This window comes from uncultured Cetobacterium sp. (genome assembly GCF_947038635.1).
Classification (GTDB): Bacteria; Fusobacteriota; Fusobacteriia; order Fusobacteriales; family Fusobacteriaceae; genus Cetobacterium_A.
The window spans coordinates 42,783-63,909 of record NZ_CAMQXC010000001.1 but is presented as its reverse complement, the minus strand read 5'-3'; the positions used below and the strand labels follow the sequence as shown (position 1 = coordinate 63,909).

Below are 21,127 nucleotides of genomic sequence, written 5' to 3'. Positions count from 1 at the left end.
GACTATTTTCTCTATTCGGTTGTTAATGTCCTTTTTCTACAATTCTTGTCGGCGGCGTTTCCCGCTGACAAAAATTATAGTACCATAAATTTTAAACTTCGTCAATGATTTATTTTTTTATTTTTAATTTTTTTTCTTAATCTATCATTTTCCATTAAGATTATCCTCTGTTTTTCTAATTAAATCGTGCAATGCTTTTTGTCTTTGAAGATATTTAGCTCTTCTTTTATTTACACTTTCTTTAGTTGTACTTATTATTGGTAATAAAAAACCAGCTATAATTCCAGCTGAAAATCCATTATTGTAAAGATTAAGTCCTCCATGAATTACACCAATACTTTGTACTACAGCTATATGTAACATCCCTGCTACAACTCCCCATATAGGACCATATACACCTGCAATTGGAGCTAAAGAAGTTCCAAATAACCCTGACAAAGCTATTGTAAAACCATCTGTAGTGCTTCCAAACTTTCCTAAAAATACTCCAAGTAATATCGGTGTTATATTTAAAATTGTTTTTCCATAAGCTGAAAACCCAACTATTGTTAATATACCTGCTAATAAAGGACCATTTAAAGTTTGACCTAGCAAAATGGGATACATCATAGCTACAAATCCCATAATTCCCATATTTATAAAAGTAAGTCCATATCCATATTTTATTACAAAATCACTTTTTAATCCTGTATCTTTCAACAATGTTTTATATCCTGAAAAACTTTTATTATTTATATAGTAACCTATAAATATTAAAGATAAAAATACTCCACTAGATATAACTTTTAATTCTAAGTCATGTTCTGTTGAAATTATTCTTTGAGGAACAACAACAAATTGATAAAGTTTTAAAACTGAAGCTATTACAGCTCCTAGTATTCCTCCTGTAAATCCTAGATTATAAAGATTAAATCCTTCATGAAAACCTGCCATTTTTTTAGCTAATGGTGTTACAATAAATCCTATTACAATACCTAAAACTATTGCATTTATATATGCGTATTCACTTAACACGTGAATATTAAAAGCAACCTCACTTATAAATGGAGCTAGCGCACTTGTAAAAGATATTGTTACTAAAATATCTTTAAAGTCTATATGCTCATACTTTGAGTAAAGAATTCCACCAACATAAAATGGTAAAATATTTAAAATATTTTTTCCAAAAAAGGAAAATCCAAATACTGTAAAAAATGATGCTATTGCTATACCGTTTAATGGTGTTCCTAAAAGCCTCATTAAAGTATAGTTAAATATAAAAATTAAAAAAGCATTTAAAAATGTAGCTCCCATTCCACCAATAACTAGAAAATCTGTTATCAATACCGTGGGAGATGTTAAAATTCTTATAAATCCTCCCATTACATTTTCTTTTCCTCTTAAAACAAAATAAACAAACATAGCAAAAAGAATCCCTGCTACTATTTCTGTTAGAAGCCAAATTTTCTTGCTCCTATTCCCTTTAAAATTATCCAATCTATCACCCCTTTTAACTCTCTATTAAAATTTTAATATTTTTTCCATTAAAAATCAATTTTTTTGTATATAAATCATTGACTTTTCAATACTTCAATGATAATATTTAAACAAATGTTTATATGTATAAACATTTGTTTAAACGGAGGTGTTTATGACCAACAGAGAAAAAGAAATTTTAAAGTGGATTGAAGAAAATCCTTTTATATCTCAATCTGAATTAGCAGACAAAGCTGATATTGCTCGTTCATCTGTTGCAGTACATATTTCTAACTTAATAAAAAAAGGTAAAATAATTGGAAAAGGATATATTATACAAAAAAAATCTTTCGTTTCTGTTATTGGTGGAACTAATATTGATATTTCAGCTCAATCTTATTCATCTTTAAAAGACTATGATTCTAATCCTGGGAAAGTTAGCACATCTTTTGGTGGAGTTGGAAGAAATATTGCAGATAATTTATCTAGACTAAATCAAGATGTTGAACTGATAACAGTACTAGGTGATGATTTTAATGGTGAAGAAATCAAAAGAAATTGTAAATCTTTAGGAATAAATATATCTAATTCTTTAACAATTACAAATTCACCAACATCAACTTATATATCAATTTTAGATGACAATAACGACATGAAACTAGCTATCTCAGCTATGGATCTTTATGATAATCTTTCAATAGATTTTATTAAATCTAAAAAAGAGATTTTAGATGAATCAAAGTTATGTATAATTGACACTAATATACCAAAAGAAACTATAGAATATATTGTTAATAATTTTTCAATTCCATTATTTTTAGATTGTGTTTCTACAACTAAAGCTTTAAAAATAAAAGAATTTATTGGAAAATTCCATACAATAAAACCTAATCAACTTGAAGCTGAAACTCTTTCTGGTATAAATATTATAGATCAAAATTCATTAGAAGAGTGTGCTAATTTCTTTATTCAAAAAGGAGTTAAGCAAGTTTTTATATCTTTAGGTGAAAAGGGAGTTTTTTACTCTAATGGAGAAGTATATGGTCATATGAAACCATATAAAACAAAAGTTATAAATACTACTGGTGCTGGAGATGCTTTCATGTCTGGAATCGCCTATAGTTATTTAGAAAATTTAGATATCATTGAAAGCTGTAAAAATGGTATTGCATGTGCTGCAATAGCTATTTCAAGTGAAAAAACAATAAGTGATAATATGTCTTTAGAAAATATTAATAGAATCAAGGAGGAAAATTTATGAATTTAGCAAAATATTTAGAAATTTCAAAAGAAGTTAAGGAAGCATTAGAAAATAACAAACCAGTTGTTGCTCTTGAATCAACTATAATATCTCACGGTATGCCTTATCCTCAAAACGTTGAAACTGCTTTAAAAGTTGAAGAAATTGTTAGAGAAAATGGTGCTGTACCAGCTACTATTGCTATATTAAATGGAAAACTTAAAGTTGGTTTAAGCAAAGAAGAGGTTGATTATTTAGGTAAAAAAGGATTAGAAGTTACTAAAGCTAGTAGAAGAGATATTCCTGCTATATTAGCTTCTGAGGATGATGGAGCTACAACTGTTGCATCTACTATGATTATTGCTGCTCTTGCTGGCATTAAAGTATTTGCTACAGGAGGTATTGGTGGAGTTCATAGAGGAGCTGAAACAACAATGGATATCTCTGCTGATTTAGAAGAGTTAGCTATGACTGATGTGGCTGTTGTTTGTGCTGGAGCTAAATCAATTCTTGATATCGGTTTAACACTTGAATTCTTAGAGACAAAAGGTGTTCCTGTTCTTGGTTACCAAACAAAAGAATTACCTGCTTTCTACACTAGAAAAAGTGGATTTAAGGTGGATTATAAAATGGATACACCTGAACAAATTGCTAAAACTTTAAAAGCTAAATGGGATGTTAACTTAAAAGGAGGAGTTGTTATTGCAAATCCAATTCCTGAAGAGTTTGCTATGGATTTTGATACGATTACTACTGCAATTAATAACGCTGTTGCTGAAGCTGAAGAAAAAGGTATCAAAGGAAAAGATAGCACTCCATTCTTACTTGCTAAAGTTAAAGATATTACAAAAGGAAAGAGTTTAGAATCTAATATTCAATTAGTTTTCAACAATGCTAAATTAGCTTCTGAAATAGCTAAAAATTATTGCGAATTATAAAATAAAAATCCCTCTTTTAGAAAAACCTAAAAGAGGGATTTTTATTTTTATAAAGATATAAAAAAAACAGGAACATACAAGTTCCCGTTAAATATCATTTTAAATGGCTGGGGTGGCTGGATTCGAACCAACGCATGACGGAGTCAAAGTCCGTTGCCTTACCGCTTGGCGACACCCCAACATCAATAAAATAATATCATTTTTTTTTAACATTGTCAATGATTTTTTATTCTTCTACAATTTCTTCTTCTACTACTTCTATTGGTGTTATTTCCTGCGACATAACCTCTTTATACTTAGCTATAACAGAATCTGTTATATCCTTTCTAAGTTCAGGTGTTATCGGGTGAGCTATATCCTTGTATTCCCCATCAGGCATTTTTCTTGAAGGCATAGCAACAAACATTCCTTTTTGACCATCAATTACTTTTAATCCATGAATTACAAAACATTCTTCAAAAGTAACATCTGCATAAGCTTTTAACTTAAGTTCGTTTTCATTTTTCACTGTTCTCAATCTTACATCTGTAATTCTCATTCTAAATGCACCTTCCTTATGATTTAGTAGTTTTATTTAAAATTGCAAAGAAAAATCTCGCAATCGTTAAATCTGTGTCTTAGTTTACCAATTTTTTCATCAATATCCTCTATTAAAAATGCATAAAATGCACTTCCACTTCCTGACATAAAAAATTTTAACTCTTCTACTTCTGCTAACTTTTTTCTAAACTCAATCAAATTTTTATCTGATTTCAACAGTGCTTCTTCTAAATTATTTTCAATACTCTCTTCAACTAAAGATAAATTATTCTCTTTCAAACCTTTTATTATATTATCAATGTTTGATTTTCTAGGATTTTCTATATTTTTCATTTGTTTGTAAGCTTCAACTGTAGATACTCCAAAAGGTGGTTTAACTATAACTAAAGAAACCTTTAAATTATTTTCAATCTCTTGTAGCTTTTCACCTATACCTTGAACTCTTGAAGATTTATTTAATATGAAGAAAGGAATATCTGCTCCAATACTTTTTCCTAGTTCTATTAATTCTTCAAAAGATAAAATATCATCATGAAATTTATTTAAAAAATTTAAAAATATAGCTCCATTAGAACTTCCTCCACCTAATCCTGCTTGATGAGGAATAATCTTTTCTAAAAAAACCTCCATATTTAAAGGAGTTAATTTTACTTTTTCATAAAATTTTATATATATTTTATAAAGGATATTACTTGAATCTACTGGGATATCCTTTTTATTTGTTTTTATTTTTAAATCTCCACTTTTATCTTCAACTTTTATTGTTAAATTATCATATAAATCAATTGGTATCATAGTCATATCTAAAAGATGATATCCATTTTCTAAAACACCAACTATATTTAAACCAATATTTATTTTAGCATTTGATTGAAGATTAAATATTTTCATTAAAATATATCCTCCTCACCATCTAAATCAATAACTATACCTTTACTATCTAACAACTCTACTAATTCAGATGTTTTACTTTTTGCCACATTTCCTTCTGGCACCTCTAATATTTTAAATTTGAAATATTTATTATAATACTCAAGCTCTAGCTCCATTCCAACTTTAACTTCAGTACTAGCTTTTGCTACCTTACCATTTAATTTTGCTTTTCCACCATCAACTACTATTTTAGCAACTGGTCTTCTTTTTATTATTCTACTTACTTTTAAAAACTTATCTAATCTCATCTTGCCACTTCCTTTTTCGTAATATTATATATACCTTATTTTTTTCATATGTCAATAGTTCTAAAAAATATTTTTATTTTTAGCTTCTTCCCAAACTTTATCCATCTCCTCAAGAGTTGCCTCTTCTATATTACAATTTTCTTCAACATATCTAAAACGTCTTTCAAACTTATCTGATGCTTCATTTAAACAAAGTTCAGGATTTATCCCTAAATGTCTAGATAAATTAACCAATGCAAAAAATAAATCCCCTAATTCTTCTTTAATTTTTTCTTCTGCTCCTGCCATAACTTCATCTCTCAATTCATCTATCTCTTCTTCAACTTTATCTATAACTCCGTGGATTTCAGGCCAATCAAATCCCACTTTAGATGCTTTTTTTTGAAGTTTTTCCGCTCTTAAAAGTGCAGGTATTCCCTTTGGAATTCCATCTAAAACAGAGATTCTTTCTGCATGCTCTTTTTCATCTTTTTTTATTTTTTCCCAATTAATTAAAACTTCATCTGATGTCTTTACATCTATCTCATTTCCAAAAACATGTGGATGCCTTCTAACCATTTTTTCTGAGATACTATCAATAACATCATCTATTTTAAATTCACCTTTTTCTTCACATATATTAGATTGAAAAACTACTTGAAGTAATAGATCTCCTAACTCACCTTTTAGCTTTTCTCCTCCCTCATCCATAGCTTCTAAAACTTCATATGTTTCTTCTAATAAATGAGGCTTTAAACTTTCTAAAGTTTGCTCTCTATCCCAAGGACAACCATTCGGTTCTCTTAATTTTTTTATAATTTCTACAAATTCATCAAACTTTTTCATTTAAATCATCATCTCCTTTATACCAATATAAAAATTTTAAAATATCTTCAAAATAATATAATCCGCCCTCTTTTTGAGAATATCTAGCTTTTTTTTCCTCAATTAGCTTCATTAATTTTTCAAAATTTACATAGTCATTATTAAACTTTAAGAAATATTCTCCATCTTTTTCTACTATTTCTTCAATTTTTAAATCTTTAGCTAATATTTTTACCTCTAAATATCTTAATAAACTTACTACCTCTTTAGGTAGTTCTCCAAATCTATCTATTAATTCTACTTTTAACTCTGATAGTTTTTCTAAATCTCTTGTATCAACTAATCTTCTATAGATTATTAATCTTTCATCGCCTTCTATATAATCTCTGGGAATATAAGAATCATTATTTAAGATAATTTTTGTTTCAAAATCCTCTTTGTAATCTCCTTTTACTTTAGCAATCTCCTCTTGTAATAGTTTTGTATAAAGATTATATCCAAAAGTTTCTAAAGCACCATGTTGTTTATCACCTAATATTTCTCCTGCTCCTCTTATTCTCATATCTTCTAAAGAAAGTTTAAATCCTCCTCCAAATTCACCAATATCCTTTAAAGTTTCCTTTCTCTCTGAAGCTTTTTTACCTAGTTTTTTTTCTTTATCAACTATTAAGTAACAATAACCTTTTCTTTTTCCTCTACCCACTCTTCCACGAAGTTGGTAAACTTGAGAAAGTCCTAATTTATCTATTCCCTCTATTAGAATAGTATTTGCATTTTCTATATCAATTCCATTTTCTATAATTGTAGTACTTAATAAAATATCAATATCCCCATCTTGAAATTTTTTTAATTTCTCTTTTATATTTTTAGGAGTCATTTTTCCATGAATATAATCTATAGTTACAAATTTAGGTAAAATTTTCTTTAAATCATTTAATTTATCCTCTATTCTTTTAACTCGATTAAATATATAAAAAACTTGTCCTTCTCGAGCTATCTCTTTCATAATAGATTCTCTTATCTCTTTTTTATTATCATTTATAAAACTTGTTTCTACCGGTACTCTACCTTCAGGAGCGGTTTCTATAACAGAGATATCTCTAATACCTAATAAGGCATAATTTAAAGTTCTAGGAATAGGTGTTGCTGTTAGAGTTAACATATCAACATTATTTTTCATTTTTTTTAATTTTTCTTTATCTTTTACTCCAAATTTTTGTTCCTCATCAACTATAATAAGTCCTAAATTTTTAAATTTTAAATCACCTGATAAAACTCTATGAGTTCCAATAATAATATCTACACTTCCATTTTCAACTTTTTTTATTATCTCTTTTTGCTCTTTATCTCCACTTAATCTACTTAATAACTCAAGACTTATTGGATAATCTTCATATCTCTCTACAAATCTATCATAATGTTGTTGAGCTAAAACTGTCGTTGGTGCTACTATTAAAACTTGTTTTCCATCCATAACACATTTAAATGCTGCTCTTATAGCTACTTCTGTCTTTCCATATCCGACATCTCCACACACAATTCTATCCATAACTTTTGAGGACTCCATATCTCTTTTAACATCTCTTATAGCATTTTTTTGATCTCTAGTTTCTATGTATGGGAATTTTTCTTCAAATTCCTCTTGCCAAACTGTATCTGGAGAAAATTTATACCCTGTATGAAGTGCTCTTTTAGCTTGAATTTCTACAATCTCTTTAGCAAATTTAAGCATATCCTCTTCTAATTTTTCTCTTCTTCTCTTAAATCCTCTTCTTCCTAAGTTATACAGTTCAGGTGTCTTTCCTGTTGATACTAAAAATCTTTCTATCTTATTTAATCCTTCAATAGGGACAAATAGTCTATCCTCATCTGCATACCTTATTGCAAGATAATCCTTTCCATCAATCTCTTGAATTCCTAAATAAATTCCAACACCATAATTTTCATGAATAATATAATCTCCCTCTCTTATTTGAGATATATTCTCATATTTTACTCCATCTTTTGTGTTTGAAGATTTAACTCTTTCTGTATCCCCTTCACTCTTAATTACATCTATTTTTTTAGATAGATTTTCTATCCTTTCGTATAACTCCCTTATTTTCTCCTCTTTATCTCTTTCTCTCACTATTGCTTCTTCTAGTTTATAGCTTATTATTTCAGAATTTTCTAAATAAATATCACATACTCTATTCTCTTTTATTTTTTCTAAGAGTTCTATAAAATCTATTTTATATAAATTATTTTTGTTTATATACATATTTACTCTATTTATTTTTTCAAAACTTTTCTGATCAAAAATAGAAAAATATGTTATTCTATCAATTTCATCTCCAAAATACTCTATTCTAATAGGATTATCTCCACTTAAAGAAAATATATCTATAATATCTCCTCTTACAGAAAATTCCATTCTTTTTTCCACTAAATAGTTTTTCTTATATCCATTTTTTTCTAAAAGTTCTATAAGATTTTTTCTTGTTATTCCTGTTCCCAACGTTAAAGTTAAAACATCACTATTTAAAGAATATTCTGTTAAAAGTCCCTCCAAAGATGTTAAAATTATCAATTTTTTGTTATTTTTTAAACTTTCTAAAAGTTGATAGTTTACTTTATAGTAGTCATCTTCCTCTTGTATATTTGAAAGTTCAATTAAATTAATATCTTGTTGGTTAACTATATTTTCAAAATAAATATCTATATTTTTATTAGAGGACCCTATATATACTACACTATTTTTATTCTCTATTAAAAATTTTGGAATATCTTTTCTAAACATATACGCCTCCTAATTCTTCTACATTTTATCTTTATTATACATTATTTATTCCAAATTAAAAGAAAAAGAGATTGGATTCCTCCAACCTCTTTTAATGTATGTAAATTAAATTAACTAAGAGCTAAATTATGCAAAGAATCCAAATACCATAGATCCTAGGATAAGCATCATTGCTCCTCCTACTCTTGAAGAGATTTGTGCGAATGAGATAAGTTCCATTCTATCTGCCGCTCCAAGAACTGCGATATCTCCAGATCCACCTCTATTAGCCATACATAATCCTGCCGTAATAGCAGCTTCTACTGGATAGAACTTCATCTTTTTAGATGCTAACATAATTAATGTCACTGCTCCTAAAACGATTGCTAAAGCGATTACTAAGTTAGCTATAGATAAAGAGTTTATAATCTCTTGTACATCTGTTCCAAATCCTACTGCTCCCATTAATACCCAAATAGTGTATTTAGAGAAGTATGCTTGAATCTCTTTTGCTCCAGCTTTTAATGCTGCAGGAACAACGTTTAATATATTTAAAATGATTGAGTAGATTACTAAGAATGCTAATCTATGCATTTCAAATGGGAACTTTAATGAAGTCCAAATTACTCCTGATATATGTGAGAACATAAATAATACTCCGATGAAAATGAATGCTGATGCGATATCTTTTGCAGTAACTACAACTTTAGGTCCTGCTTCCTCTTTTACAGCTTCCTTAGTATCATCTAGTATTAAGTTTCCATTTCCTGTTAATCCTGGGTGCTTCTTTCCAAGTTCTTTTAAGAATGCTCCTGTGAATATAGCTATAACGTTAGCTATTGTTAATATAGAAATTGCAAATGCAAACCAATCTTTTGGATTTCCACCAGTTTTTTGAGCCCACATCTCTGACATAGGGATAGCTCCTGCTCCAGTTCCTCCACCCATTATAGGTAAAACATAGTTCATGATAATATCTAAAGGCTCTTTTCCAAATATAAGTCCTGCTCCTACTCCACCTAATGTAGCTCCTGCTACTCCAATTAAAATTAATGGAATATAACCAGCTATTGATTGAAGAAGAGTTTTTCTATTTACTGTTAAAACTGAACCAACTATTAAAGCTGGAATAAATAACTCTAAGAAGTTTACTGGTTGCTCACCATAGAAAACATCAATTGCTTTTAAAACTTTTGCTGGAACTAAGTTATAAGTACCCATTACTGCCGATGCAAAGAATACTAAAACTGTTCCTCCACCAATGTAGTCATTCCATATTGGAATTCTATCACCAATTTCTCCAAATAAGATACCAAATACTGCTAATATACCAAATATTACTAAAAAGTTACCTCTTAAAAAAGCTGCCTCTTTTCCACCAAAAGGTACATACACAGTTAATGCAACTATTGCTAATAAACCTAGGAACATCTGAATTGATAATCCGCTCCACTTTGACTGTCTTGGATCAAACAGTTCTTTGAAATTTTTTTGTGCCATTTTTCTCCCCTTATTTCTTTAATTTATATATGTTTTTTGAATTTTGATTTCTATACCCTATTATCTTTTTATTTTTCTAACAACATCGATTATGCTACCGTCTCTATATTCAACAACAGCTACAACTTGATCTTCAAACTCTATCTCTTTTGGCTCTCCAACAATAAAGTTTGCTAACTCTCTTAATTTCTCCATAGTTACCAGTTCTATTCCAGCTTTTTGGAATCTTTCTAATAAGTCAGTTCTAGTTGGATTTACAACTACTCCATAGTCTGTTACAACTACATCTACTGTACTTCCTGGAGTAACAACAGTTGTTACTTTATCAATTATTGTCGGTATTCTTCCTCTTGTTAATGGAGCAACTATAATTGATACATTTGCTGCTGCTGCTGTATCAGAGTGTCCTCCTGAAGCTTCTCTAATAACTCCATCTGAACCTGATATAACGTTAACATTAAAGTCTTTATCTACTTCTAAAGCACTTAAGATAACAAAGTCTAACTTATTTACAGCTGGTGAACAGTTAAATGGATTTGCATAGAAATCAGCACTTACTTCTACGTGCTTTTCATTTCTTCCAATTGATTCAACTGCTGCTAAGTCAAAACATTGTGTATCATAAAGTTGTCCCATTAGTCCCTCTTCTAATAAGTCAACGAAAGCTTTTGTTATTCCCCCTAAACCAAAGCTACACTTTATATTTCTTTTTAATAACTCTTCTCTTATGAATCTTGTTACTGCTAATGAAGCTCCTCCTGAACCTGTTTGCATAGAGAAACCATCATTAAAGTATCCTGATGCTAACATTACATCTAAAACTTTTTTAGCCATTAATAACTCTTTTGGATTTGATGTAAATCTTGTAGCTCCAGACATTATTCCGTTTGGATCTCCAATCTCGTCAACTACAACAACATAATCAACTTGTGTTTGTGGAATACTCATTGGGCTATTTGGATAGTCAACTAAAGTATCTGTTATTATGATTACTTTATCAGCATGAGCTGCATCTACTTTTGCGTATCCTAATGATCCACAAAGTGATTTTCCTTTTACTCCGTTAGCATTTCCCATACAATCTGATGACGATGCTCCTAAGAACGCTACATCTATTTTAATATCTCCTTCAACAATAGCTCTCGCTCTTCCTCCATGAGATCTTATAACTGCTGGATAATCTCCTAACATTCCATTAGATATCTCTTTTGCTAAGTCTCCTCTTAATCCACTTGAACCTAATCTATTTACTACACCAGCTTTAATATGCTTTACGATTCCCTCATGAGCTTTAGTAAATGAACTAGCTTCTACTCTAAGATTTTTAAATCCCATCTCTGCTAATTTATCTAAAACCATTGGTAAAACTTTATCACCATTTCTAAAGTGGTGGTGGAAAGATATAGTCATTCCATCTTTTAATCCTGAATTTCTTATAGCTTCTTCTAAAGAATCTACAACTTTAGTTCTTTTTATAGCACCTTTTAAAGATTCTGCATTTTCATTAACAGATCCTTCAGGTTGATTAGTAAATGGAGCTTTATATGCTTTTCTTTCTCCGTAACCTTTTATTGTTTTTAAAAGATTTTCGTCAATTCTTTTATTTATCATATTACTCGTCTCCTCCTAATCTTACCCCAGCTGCCTTTGCTAGTCTTAAAACATGCTCAGCTCTTTCAATAATTGGCTTATCTACCATTTTACCATCTACTGTAAATACACCTTTGTTTTGCTCTAAAGCTTCTCTTGTTGCATCTACAATTTTCTTAGCTTTCTTTATATCAATATCTGAAGGAGTATATACTTTATGAAGTAACTCAATCTGTCTTGGGTGGATTAATGATTTTCCTGAGAATCCCATTTGTTTAATCATTGTTGCTTCTTTTATAAATCCTTCATCATTATTTACATCTGAGTAAACAGAATCTAAAGCATCTATTCCAGCTGCTCTAGCTGCCATTACTATTAATCCTCTTCCTGTGAATAACTCTACACCTTCTGGAGATCTATTTGTTTTTAAGTTAGTTACATAGTCCTCTCCACCAATAGCCATTCCTACTAGTCTAGTTGAAGAAGTTGCAATTTGGTAAGCATTTAAAGCTCCTAAGGGACTCTCTATTGCTACCATTAACTTTGTTGTTCCAACTGGAATTCCAGCTTCTTTTTCAATTCTTTCTACATGAGCTTCAACATCTAAAACATCTTTTGGTGTATCTGTCTTAGGTATTCTTATGATATCTGGCTGAGCTCTTACAATAAACTCTAAGTCCTCTACTCCATACTCTGTATCTAAAGCATTGATTCTTACAACTGTTTCTATATTTAAACTCTTATATACTGGTCTCATTTTTTGTAACATGTTGTAAACTAAGAATCTAGCTGAATCCTTTTCTGTTACAGCAATTGCATCCTCTAAGTCAAACATTATTGAATCTGGTCTATATATATGTACATCTTTTATTACTCCTGGATTATTTCCTGGAATAAAAAGCATCGAACGTCTTAATTTCATTTTTTTCCTCCTACTTCCAAGTGAATTTTTGTTGAGCTGCTCTTGTAACAACTGTCTGGATTCTGCTTTTGATTACTGGCTCAATAGCCCCTTTATCATTAACTAAAACTTTAGCTGAAGTAACTCCAAGCTCTTCTAAGCTTTCTAAAATTACTCTTCTAACGTCATCTCCGTATTGTCCCATTACAACGCTTTCAATTTCTAATTCAATTCCTGTAGCATTTGGCTCAATTATTACGTACATATCACTCGATTCAAGAGTACCTGCCACTGCTTTTACTTTGATCTCCATCTCCTGGCCTCCACTTTATTTTTATTTAAACATTGCTAGTAACACTCCTGCTGCTACTGCTGAACCTATAACTCCCGCTACGTTTGGTCCCATTGCATGCATTAGTAAGAAGTTACTTGGATTTTCCTCTTGTCCTACTTTTTGAACAACTCTAGCTGCCATTGGTACAGCACTTACTCCTGCTGCTCCTATCATTGGATTTATTGTACCTTTGCTAAGTTTACACATAACCTTTCCAAAGATTACTCCTCCAGCCGTTCCAAAAGAGAAAGCGAAAAGTCCTAAAATTATTATCTTTATTGTTGCAAGATTTAAAAATGCTTCTGCATTTGTAGTAGCTCCAACTGTTAATCCAATGAATATTGTGATTATATACATTAAAGCTCCTTTTATATGTTCAACTAAGTTTGGAACAAGTCCACTTTCCTTAGCTAAGTTTCCAAACATTAACATTCCTACTAATGGAATTGCTGATGGAATTATTAAAGTTACTACTATTGTTACTACTATTGGGAAAAGAATTTTTTCTCTCTTACTTACAGTTCTAAGTTGAGTCATCTTTATTTGTCTTTCCTCTTTAGTTGTAAATAGTCTTATAATTGGTGGTTGAATTACTGGTACTAGTGCCATATATGAATAAGCTGCAACTGCTATTGGTCCTAACATATGTGGCGCTAATTTTGAAGTTAAGTAGATTGCTGTTGGTCCATCTGCTCCACCTATAATTCCAATAGATGCTGCTTCGTTACCATTTAATCCTAATAGAACTGCTCCTACGAAAGCTCCAAAAATTCCAAGTTGTGCTGCTGCTCCAAGAAGTAAACTCTTAGGGTTTGCAATTAAAGGACCAAAGTCTGTACTCGCTCCAATTGCTAAAAATATTAACGGAGGATAAACTCCATATTTAACTCCTTGATATAAAATATTTAAAAGTCCATCTTTATCCATTATTCCTTCACTTACTGGTGCTGGTAGATTAACTAATAGCATTCCAAAAGCTATTGGAAGTAATAGATATGGTTCATACTGCTTCTTTATTGCTAAAAACAATAGGAATAGGGCAACTAATATCATAATCCCTTGATTTACTGTCATCATTGCAATTCCTGTTGTTGCAAATAGATTATTTAAAAACTCCATTTTAACTCCTCTCTACTTCATTCATTATTATTAAGCTATTGTTGCTACTACTACTCCACCATCAATTGTATCACCTTTATTTACAGTAATTGACTCTACTACTCCATCAACTGGTGAAACGATTGGATTTTCCATTTTCATAGCTTCTAATATTAATAAAGTATCTCCTGCTTTTACTCTAGCTCCTGGAGTTACCTCTATAGATACTACTAACCCTTGCATAGGTGCTTCAACTTTTGTTCCATTTCCTGCTGATGCAGCTACTGGAGCAGCTGGTGCTGCAGTTGTTGATGCTGGTGTTGATATTGTTCCGTTTATTTCTTTAACTGATTCTACTTCTACCTCGTATACTTTTTCTCCAATTTTAACTTTATATACTTTTATCATCTTTAGTTACACTCCTATATTAGTTTAATTCTTTTATTCCTATAACTCTTACGTTGGCATCCTTATCTTCTCCAGCTGCCTCTATACATGCTACCATCATTGCTACTCTCATCTCTTCACTTGTTATTTTAGATGGATCAAACTTTTCTCTTTCAACTTTCTTTGGTGCTGCTGCTGGTGTAGCTTTTTTTATCTCTTGAACTTTTTCTGCTGGAATATATTTAAACAGAGAAAGAACAAAAGCTAATATAGCTAATATTGTAAATACAACTAGCATACTTATTAAAGTTATTTCAAGAGACGTTATAAGTGATATTGCTCCTTTAAACATTCTTATAAATCATTCTCCTTTCAACTAAAAAATTATATTTATATTTCTGTACTCTTTTTCTACTTTAGGTTTATTTCTATTTTCTAAATATGGCTTAGCAATTTGTGGGAACATAGCATACATTAAAACATCCTCTGGACATTTTGCTAAGTCTCCTATCTCTTTTGCTATTTCAGCATATTCAGGTTTTAAAAGATCTGCTGGTCTTCCTGTGAATACTGGCTCATCTCCAATAATTTTCTTCTTTATCTCTTCAGACATTGGTGCGGGAGATTTTCCATATAAACCTTTTACATAGTCTTTTATCTCTTTTGGAACCATCTTATATCTTTCTCCAGTTAGTACATTAAATACTGCCTGAGTTCCTACCATTTGACTTAATGGTGTTACTAGTGGAGGATATCCTAAGTCCTCTCTAACTCTTGGAATCTCTTTTAATACATCCTCATACTTATCTGCTGCTTTTTGAGCTGTTAATTGAGAAACTAGATTTGATAACATTCCTCCTGGTAGTTGATACTCTAAAATACTTGGCTCAACGAAGTAAGCTTGCATATTTAAAACTTTCTCATCCATATATTTTTTTCTTATTGGTTTAAAGTATTCTGCAATCTCTTTTAAAAGTGTTAAATTAAGTTCTGGATCTCTTTCTCCACCTTCAAAAGTTCTAACCATAGATTCCGTTGCTGGTTGTGCTGTTCCTCCTGCAAAAGTTGAAATAGATGTATCTATAATATCAATTCCTGCATCTACAGCTCTTAGATATAACATGCTTGCTATTCCACTTGTAGCATGAGTATGTAACTCTAATGGTACATTAATTACTGACTTAATCTCTTTTATTAAGTTATACCCTGTTTCTGGCAATAATATTCCAGCCATATCTTTTATAACAATTGAGTCTGCACCCATACCTTCCATCTCTTTTGCTAACTCTTTATAGTACTCTGTTGTGTGAACAGGACTTATTGTGTAAGCAATTGAAAGTTGACAATGTCCACCATATTTTTTAGTTGCTTCTGCTGCAACTTTTAAGTTTCTTGTATCATTTAGTGCATCAAATATTCTAATTATATCAATACCATTCTCTATTGATTTTTTTACAAACTCCTCTACTATATCATCAGCATAGTGTCTATATCCTAAAAGGTTTTGCCCTCTTAATAGCATCTGCAATTTTGTATTTTTTGCTCTTTTCTTTATTTCTCTTAATCTCTCCCAAGGATCCTCATTTAGAAATCTAATACAAGCATCAAAAGTGGCTCCACCCCAAACTTCTAATGCATGATACCCAACTTCATCCATTTTTTCTACAATTGGAAGGATCTCTGCAGTCGTCAATCTTGTGGCTATTAGAGATTGATGTCCATCTCTTAGACAAGTTTCTGTTATTTTAACTTTATTTTTCAAAATATCCTCCTTGGTATCCGGTGTCCCGTATTCTGTATACAATTTATTATCTACACTAAAGTATACAACATTTTTTATATTTGTCAAATTATTTTTTGTATGTTTAATATAGTAAAAAATATAATTTTAGTACAGTGTGAACTACTTTTCCAAAAAAAAATCAGAATTTCTTCTGATTTTAACTTTCAACCTGTTTTATTAAGAACTCTTTAGCTTCTAATAGATGCTTTCTATTTACAGCTATCGCTTCCTCTTTTTTACCAGCTTTTATTAGTTCAACTATCTTAGTATGATCTCTATGAGCACTCAGTCTTCTATTATTATTTTCAGCTGATATCTTTCTAAACTTTTTTAGATATAGATTTAAATTATTAATTAAAGTTACTACTCTAGGTAAATCTGATATACTATAAAGTATCTTATTAAACTCAGAAAAATATTTAAAAACTTCTAAAGATTTCTCTTCATCATCAACTATCGCTGCTGCTTTAGCCACATTTTCTTCTAATCTTTCAATATCTTTTTTTGTAACTCTTTCAAATAACTCTTCAAATATGACTGTTTCTAAAGCTATTCTAATTTTCACAACCTCTTCTACATCTTTTTTAGTGGTTTTTGGTACTGTTACCCCACCTTTTTCTCTTGCTTCTATAAGTCCTTCTAATTCAAGCATTCTTATTGCTTCCCTCAAAGGTGTTCTACTTATATTAAGCTTTTCTGCAAATTCCTCTTCTACTATTCTACTTCCTTCTTTTATCTTTCCGTTTACAATTTCATCTTTTAGATAATCATATACTTGTTCACGTATCGATTTTTTCTTTTTTATAACCATCATATTCCCCTTTTATTCAATTGTCTCTAGATACTCCCTAAGTGATTCATTGAAGATATCTAACATTTTATCTATCTCTTCCCTTTTAATTATATAGGGTGGCATAAAATAAACAATGTTTCCTAATGGTCTTAAAATAGCTCCTTTTTTTAAAGCTATTTTATATATTTCATATCCTGCTCGTTCGCCAGGAATTCCAACTAATTCAATAGCTCCAATTAATCCTATTTGTCTATATTCTCCTAAATAAGGGGTGTTCTTTAATTTTTCTGTAGCAGCTTTTCTTAAATAATCACCTTTCTCTTTTATAACATCTAAAATATTTTCCTCTTCGAAAATTTTTAAGGTTTCCACAGCTATTCTACATCCTATAGGATTTCCTGAGTAGCTATGAGAGTGTAAAAATGATTTTCCTTCTGAGTAATCTGCATAAAATGCATCATATAATTTATCTGTTATTAAAACTATAGACATCGGAAAATATCCTGCTGTTAAACCTTTTCCAACACACATAATATCAGGACTAACTCCTGCATGTTCTATAGCAAACATCTTTCCTGTTCTTCCAAATCCCATCGCTATTTCATCTACAATTAAGTGAATATTTAACTTTTCTGTTAATCCTCTTAGTTTTTTTAAATATATTGGCGAATATATTCTCATTCCTGCAACACCTTGAACCATTGATTCAATTATTACTCCAGAAATTGTATCTCCATTTTCTTTTAAATACTCTTCCATATAAGTAAAACATTCTGCATCGCAGCTTTCTCTTTTTTTATTGAAAGAACAATTAAAACAATCTGGCCCCTTTACCTTTACCCCTTCTTTTAAAAGAGGCTTATAAACATCTGTAAATCTATCCATATTCCCAACACCTAAAGCACCAATTGTTTCTCCATGATAAGCACCATCTATTGAAACAAATGTTTTTTTCTGTGGATTTCCTGTTTGAACATGATATTGAAAACTCAACTTTATAGCTACTTCTGTACTTGAAGAGCCATTATCTGTAAATATAAGTTTATTAAGTCCTTTTGGTGCAACAGCTGTCAATCTTTCTCCCAATTCAATTGCTGCTTCATGAGAAAAATTTGCAAAAATTATATGCTCTAATTTATCTATTTGCTCTTTTATAGCTGCGTTTATTCTCGGATTACAATGTCCAAATAGATTTACCCACCAACTTGAAACACAATCCATATATCTATTTCCAAACTCATCTTCTACGTATAAGCCATCTCCTTTTACTATTACCATAGGAGGAAGTTGTTCATAATCTTTCATCTGTGAGCATGGGTGAAAGATATGTTCTAAATCTTTTTTCTGTAAATCACTTAGGTTTTTCATTTAAGGTACACCTCTTCAATTATAAAATTCATATATTTAATACAAAAATAATCTTTAGTGCCTATTATAGCATAAATACTTTTTTATTACCTATTTTTTTCTTTTTCTACTAGATAAAATTCCAAGTTCTTCTCTATATTTTCCTATAGTCCTTCTCTGAACAAAAAGATTTTCTTCAGCTAATTTTAACAAAATTTTTTCATCTGAAAGAGGATTTTTTTTATCTTCATTATTAATGATTTTTAAAATATTTCTTTTTATTAATTCTGTTTTGTCATCTAAAATAATATATTTTTTTAAACTCTCTATTTTTCCATTTATTTTTATAAATTTATCTTTTACTGCTCTTGAAATTGTTGATTCATGAAGATTTAAACTGTAAGCAATATCTTTGATTTTTAGTGTTTTTAAATTTTCAGAAAAAAGAACATAATTTTTTTGATAATTTAAAATATATTTTCCAACTTCTAAAAGTGTTTCCTGTCTTTTTACTAAACCTCTTTCTAAAGCTAAAACTAACGTTTGATCTTTTTTATTTTCACTTTTTAATCTTATTTTTGGAATTCCCATATCATTTAAATTTACAACTATTTCTCCATTATCTACTTCTACAATTAAATCAGGAACAATATAATTTGTTTTGCTATTTACATAAAAGCCTCTTGCTGGTTTTGGATTTAACTTTTTTATCGTATTTATATACTCATTTACTTTAACTAGTGAAATATTTCTCTCTAAAGAAATCTTTTTTAAATCTCCATTTCCAATATCCCTTAAGTTTTTTTCTAAAATATCTAATAAGGTGTCTGTTAAAATGCCCTTATTTTCAAGTTGAATTTTTAAACACTCTATAAGATCAATTGCCCCTACTCCTATCGGTTCTAGAGTATGCAATATATTTATAGCTTCTTTAAATGCATTTAATTTAAAGCCACCATTTTTTCTTAACTCTTCTGGAGTAGAAACCAAATAACCTTTTTCATCTAAATTATTAATTAGATACTCTAAAATATCTCTAATCTCTTTTTTTATTTCTAAGTAAGTTATTTGTTCTTCTAAATAACTTATTAAACTTTCATCTTCCTCTCCTATATTTTCAATATAATTTTCATAATCTTCATTTTTTGAAAAATTAGATTTTGGAAAGATAATCTCTATATTTGAGTTCTTTACGCTTTCTTTCTCTAAATACTCTTTTAGTTCTTTTAAACTCATTTTTAAAATCTCTATAGATATTTTCATCTCCATAGAAAGATTTAATTTTAAACTTTGATCCAATCCCAATTTAAAATCCACTCTTATTCCCCCTTTCTATAAATATAAAATAGGTAGAGCCCTAATTTTATATCTATACTCTACCTAATTATTAATTTTTTTTAAATTTAAACTCTTTTTCAAAATGAACTTTAATTACCTTCCCCTTATATATAATCGGTTTAAATTTCCATTTTTTCAAAGCTTTTTCTACTTCTTCTCTAAAACCAAACTTACTTTCTCCAGATACAAATTTTATCTCCTTAATTGTTCCATCAGTATCTACAAGAAATTTAACTTTAACACTACCAATTCCATTATAACCTATTTTTCGTGCTTTTACAGGATATTGAGGATCTACTTCTTTTAATATCTCGTACTCTATACCATCTAATGATACTGCTGTAAATACTCCATCCTCTCCCTGTAAAAATCTATTTTGATCTTTGAACTCATTATAACTATCTTTTATCTTATCAGACTTATTTTTTTGTTCTTTATCATCTTGCTTTTTATTTTCTAAGTTTTTCTTCTTAATGTTTTCTTTTTTCACTATTTTTTTGATTTTTTCTCTTACTACCTCTTTTTCTAATGATTTCTCTTGAGGTTTAATTTTTTCCTCTTTAGCATCTTCTTTTTTTTCATTTTCTTTTACTGAATTAACATTAGTATTATTACTAATTGCTCTTCTATTTTTTACTGATACAACCATTGTATTTTTCTCTTTAAACTTTAATTCCTCATCTTTTGCAAATCCCAATAAAAAAAATATGACCAGACCATGTAAAATAGCTGATAGAATATAAAATTTATTCATAAAAATTCAGCTCCACTTTATCAACACCACTACTTTTTAAAGCACTAATAGCTTTTACTATAACTTCATATTTCAAATTTTTATCTGCGCTTATTGTTATTTCATTGATATTCGTTACCTTTTCTTTTAAAGTTTCTAAGGTAATAGGATTAGAGATTTTATCTACTAGTAAAAAATAGTTTTCATCTTTATCTATAACTAATTCATACACACCTTTAGATGTTTCAGAAACTACGCCACCCTTAGGAAGCTCTAATTTAAATCCACTATACTTATCAAAAGTTGTAACTAACATGAAAAAGATTAAAAGTAGGAAAACAACATCAATTAAAGGTGTTAAATCTGGAGTTGCTAAACTTCTTCTTTTTGTTCTTCTTTTCATATCT

Annotated in this window: 21 protein-coding genes and 1 tRNA gene; 2 read left to right on the top strand and 20 right to left on the bottom strand. The window is 29.7% G+C overall.

Going from position 1 to position 21,127, the window contains the following annotated elements:
* Positions 1 to 144 precede the first annotated feature (144 nt).
* Positions 145 to 1,476 (bottom strand): DUF1576 domain-containing protein, encoded by a 1,332-nt coding sequence (locus tag Q0V08_RS00340; protein ID WP_297431056.1) that lies wholly within the window; start codon positions 1,474 to 1,476, stop codon positions 145 to 147.
* 154 nt (positions 1,477 to 1,630) lie between these two features.
* On the opposite strand from Q0V08_RS00340, the gene Q0V08_RS00335 reads away from it, so the two are divergent.
* Positions 1,631 to 2,716 carry a carbohydrate kinase gene (locus Q0V08_RS00335; protein WP_297431054.1) on the top strand — a complete coding sequence of 362 codons (1,086 nt, stop codon included), beginning with the start codon at positions 1,631 to 1,633 and terminating at the stop codon, positions 2,714 to 2,716.
* Positions 2,713 to 3,633 (top strand): pseudouridine-5'-phosphate glycosidase, encoded by a 921-nt coding sequence (locus Q0V08_RS00330; protein WP_297431052.1) that lies wholly within the window; start codon positions 2,713 to 2,715, stop codon positions 3,631 to 3,633. The genes Q0V08_RS00335 and Q0V08_RS00330 overlap by 4 nt, the downstream gene beginning before the upstream one ends.
* Positions 3,634 to 3,737: 104 nt before the next feature.
* On the opposite strand, the gene Q0V08_RS00325 is transcribed toward Q0V08_RS00330, so the two are convergent.
* The 19 genes from Q0V08_RS00325 to Q0V08_RS00235 all read right to left on the bottom strand — a co-directional run bounded on the left by Q0V08_RS00325 (position 3,738) and on the right by Q0V08_RS00235 (position 21,123).
* A tRNA-Gln gene (locus Q0V08_RS00325) sits at positions 3,738 to 3,812 on the bottom strand.
* Between the two features lie 47 nt (positions 3,813 to 3,859).
* Positions 3,860 to 4,171 carry a septation regulator SpoVG gene (spoVG, locus tag Q0V08_RS00320; protein ID WP_023049991.1) on the bottom strand — a complete coding sequence of 104 codons (312 nt, stop codon included), beginning with the start codon at positions 4,169 to 4,171 and terminating at the stop codon, positions 3,860 to 3,862.
* Between the two features lie 32 nt (positions 4,172 to 4,203).
* Entirely contained in the window at positions 4,204 to 5,064 is an 861-nt protein-coding gene (ispE, locus tag Q0V08_RS00315) for a 4-(cytidine 5'-diphospho)-2-C-methyl-D-erythritol kinase (protein WP_297431050.1), read from the bottom strand.
* The gene (locus tag Q0V08_RS00310) at positions 5,064 to 5,354 is read right to left on the bottom strand and encodes an RNA-binding S4 domain-containing protein (RefSeq protein ID WP_023049993.1); all 291 of its coding nucleotides are present in this window, start codon (positions 5,352 to 5,354) and stop codon (positions 5,064 to 5,066) included. The genes ispE and Q0V08_RS00310 overlap by 1 nt, the downstream gene beginning before the upstream one ends.
* Before the next feature lie 60 nt (positions 5,355 to 5,414).
* Complete coding sequence (mazG, locus tag Q0V08_RS00305; protein ID WP_297431048.1) at positions 5,415 to 6,179, bottom strand: nucleoside triphosphate pyrophosphohydrolase; 765 nt, start codon at positions 6,177 to 6,179, stop codon at positions 5,415 to 5,417.
* Entirely contained in the window at positions 6,166 to 8,937 is a 2,772-nt protein-coding gene (locus Q0V08_RS00300; protein WP_297431046.1) for a DEAD/DEAH box helicase, read from the bottom strand. Before Q0V08_RS00300 ends, mazG begins: the two co-directional genes overlap by 14 nt.
* 126 nt (positions 8,938 to 9,063) lie before the next feature.
* Entirely contained in the window at positions 9,064 to 10,416 is a 1,353-nt protein-coding gene (locus Q0V08_RS00295; RefSeq protein ID WP_297431044.1) for a 2-hydroxycarboxylate transporter family protein, read from the bottom strand.
* A gap of 60 nt (positions 10,417 to 10,476) precedes the next feature.
* Positions 10,477 to 12,027, bottom strand: a complete 1,551-nt coding sequence (gene citF / locus Q0V08_RS00290) for a citrate lyase subunit alpha (protein ID WP_297431042.1) — start codon at positions 12,025 to 12,027, stop codon at positions 10,477 to 10,479.
* Position 12,028: 1 nt separating this feature from the next.
* The gene (locus Q0V08_RS00285; RefSeq protein ID WP_297431040.1) at positions 12,029 to 12,928 is read right to left on the bottom strand and encodes an aldolase/citrate lyase family protein; all 900 of its coding nucleotides are present in this window, start codon (positions 12,926 to 12,928) and stop codon (positions 12,029 to 12,031) included.
* A 10-nt stretch (positions 12,929 to 12,938) separates the two neighbouring features.
* Positions 12,939 to 13,220, bottom strand: coding sequence for a citrate lyase acyl carrier protein (gene citD, locus Q0V08_RS00280; protein ID WP_023049999.1), 282 nt, complete (start codon positions 13,218 to 13,220; stop codon positions 12,939 to 12,941).
* 21 nt (positions 13,221 to 13,241) lie between these two features.
* On the bottom strand, positions 13,242 to 14,318 hold the full coding sequence (locus Q0V08_RS00275) for a sodium ion-translocating decarboxylase subunit beta (RefSeq protein ID WP_342663782.1): 1,077 nt from the start codon (positions 14,316 to 14,318) through the stop codon (positions 13,242 to 13,244).
* 72 nt (positions 14,319 to 14,390) lie between these two features.
* Complete coding sequence (locus tag Q0V08_RS00270; RefSeq protein ID WP_297431037.1) at positions 14,391 to 14,747, bottom strand: biotin/lipoyl-containing protein; 357 nt, start codon at positions 14,745 to 14,747, stop codon at positions 14,391 to 14,393.
* 19 nt (positions 14,748 to 14,766) lie between these two features.
* Entirely contained in the window at positions 14,767 to 15,078 is a 312-nt protein-coding gene (locus Q0V08_RS00265) for an OadG family protein (protein ID WP_023050002.1), read from the bottom strand.
* Positions 15,079 to 15,102: 24 nt separating this feature from the next.
* Positions 15,103 to 16,488, bottom strand: a complete 1,386-nt coding sequence (locus Q0V08_RS00260; protein WP_297431033.1) for an oxaloacetate decarboxylase subunit alpha — start codon at positions 16,486 to 16,488, stop codon at positions 15,103 to 15,105.
* 178 nt (positions 16,489 to 16,666) lie between these two features.
* On the bottom strand, positions 16,667 to 17,320 hold the full coding sequence (locus Q0V08_RS00255; RefSeq protein ID WP_297431032.1) for a GntR family transcriptional regulator: 654 nt from the start codon (positions 17,318 to 17,320) through the stop codon (positions 16,667 to 16,669).
* A 12-nt stretch (positions 17,321 to 17,332) separates the two neighbouring features.
* A complete protein-coding gene (bioA, locus tag Q0V08_RS00250) occupies positions 17,333 to 18,670 on the bottom strand; it encodes an adenosylmethionine--8-amino-7-oxononanoate transaminase (RefSeq protein WP_297431030.1) in 1,338 nt (445 codons plus the stop codon).
* Positions 18,671 to 18,760: 90 nt separating this feature from the next.
* The gene (gene rpoN / locus Q0V08_RS00245) at positions 18,761 to 19,966 is read right to left on the bottom strand and encodes an RNA polymerase factor sigma-54 (protein WP_297431028.1); all 1,206 of its coding nucleotides are present in this window, start codon (positions 19,964 to 19,966) and stop codon (positions 18,761 to 18,763) included.
* A gap of 70 nt (positions 19,967 to 20,036) precedes the next feature.
* Complete coding sequence (locus Q0V08_RS00240; protein ID WP_297431027.1) at positions 20,037 to 20,741, bottom strand: energy transducer TonB; 705 nt, start codon at positions 20,739 to 20,741, stop codon at positions 20,037 to 20,039.
* Positions 20,734 to 21,123 (bottom strand): biopolymer transporter ExbD, encoded by a 390-nt coding sequence (locus Q0V08_RS00235; RefSeq protein WP_297431025.1) that lies wholly within the window; start codon positions 21,121 to 21,123, stop codon positions 20,734 to 20,736. Before Q0V08_RS00235 ends, Q0V08_RS00240 begins: the two co-directional genes overlap by 8 nt.
* Between the last annotated feature and the right edge of the window lie 4 nt (positions 21,124 to 21,127).

Excerpts from the sequence above, each read along its gene's own strand:
- Q0V08_RS00335 (WP_297431054.1), top strand. The coding sequence starts at position 1,631 with ATGACCAACAGAGAAAAAGAAATTTTAAAGTGGATTGAAGAAAATCCT.
- Q0V08_RS00330 (WP_297431052.1), top strand. The coding sequence starts at position 2,713 with ATGAATTTAGCAAAATATTTAGAAATTTCAAAAGAAGTTAAGGAAGCA.
- spoVG (WP_023049991.1), bottom strand. The coding sequence starts at position 4,171 with ATGAGAATTACAGATGTAAGATTGAGAACAGTGAAAAATGAAAACGAA.
- ispE (WP_297431050.1), bottom strand. The coding sequence starts at position 5,064 with ATGAAAATATTTAATCTTCAATCAAATGCTAAAATAAATATTGGTTTA.
- Q0V08_RS00310 (WP_023049993.1), bottom strand. The coding sequence starts at position 5,354 with ATGAGATTAGATAAGTTTTTAAAAGTAAGTAGAATAATAAAAAGAAGA.
- mazG (WP_297431048.1), bottom strand. The coding sequence starts at position 6,179 with ATGAAAAAGTTTGATGAATTTGTAGAAATTATAAAAAAATTAAGAGAA.
- Q0V08_RS00300 (WP_297431046.1), bottom strand. The coding sequence starts at position 8,937 with ATGTTTAGAAAAGATATTCCAAAATTTTTAATAGAGAATAAAAATAGT.
- Q0V08_RS00295 (WP_297431044.1), bottom strand. The coding sequence starts at position 10,416 with ATGGCACAAAAAAATTTCAAAGAACTGTTTGATCCAAGACAGTCAAAG.
- citF (WP_297431042.1), bottom strand. The coding sequence starts at position 12,027 with ATGATAAATAAAAGAATTGACGAAAATCTTTTAAAAACAATAAAAGGT.
- Q0V08_RS00285 (WP_297431040.1), bottom strand. The coding sequence starts at position 12,928 with ATGAAATTAAGACGTTCGATGCTTTTTATTCCAGGAAATAATCCAGGA.
- citD (WP_023049999.1), bottom strand. The coding sequence starts at position 13,220 with ATGGAGATCAAAGTAAAAGCAGTGGCAGGTACTCTTGAATCGAGTGAT.
- Q0V08_RS00275 (WP_342663782.1), bottom strand. The coding sequence starts at position 14,318 with ATGATGACAGTAAATCAAGGGATTATGATATTAGTTGCCCTATTCCTA.
- Q0V08_RS00270 (WP_297431037.1), bottom strand. The coding sequence starts at position 14,747 with ATGATAAAAGTATATAAAGTTAAAATTGGAGAAAAAGTATACGAGGTA.
- Q0V08_RS00265 (WP_023050002.1), bottom strand. The coding sequence starts at position 15,078 with ATGTTTAAAGGAGCAATATCACTTATAACGTCTCTTGAAATAACTTTA.
- Q0V08_RS00255 (WP_297431032.1), bottom strand. The coding sequence starts at position 17,320 with ATGGTTATAAAAAAGAAAAAATCGATACGTGAACAAGTATATGATTAT.
- bioA (WP_297431030.1), bottom strand. The coding sequence starts at position 18,670 with ATGAAAAACCTAAGTGATTTACAGAAAAAAGATTTAGAACATATCTTT.
- Q0V08_RS00240 (WP_297431027.1), bottom strand. The coding sequence starts at position 20,741 with ATGAATAAATTTTATATTCTATCAGCTATTTTACATGGTCTGGTCATA.
- Q0V08_RS00235 (WP_297431025.1), bottom strand. The coding sequence starts at position 21,123 with ATGAAAAGAAGAACAAAAAGAAGAAGTTTAGCAACTCCAGATTTAACA.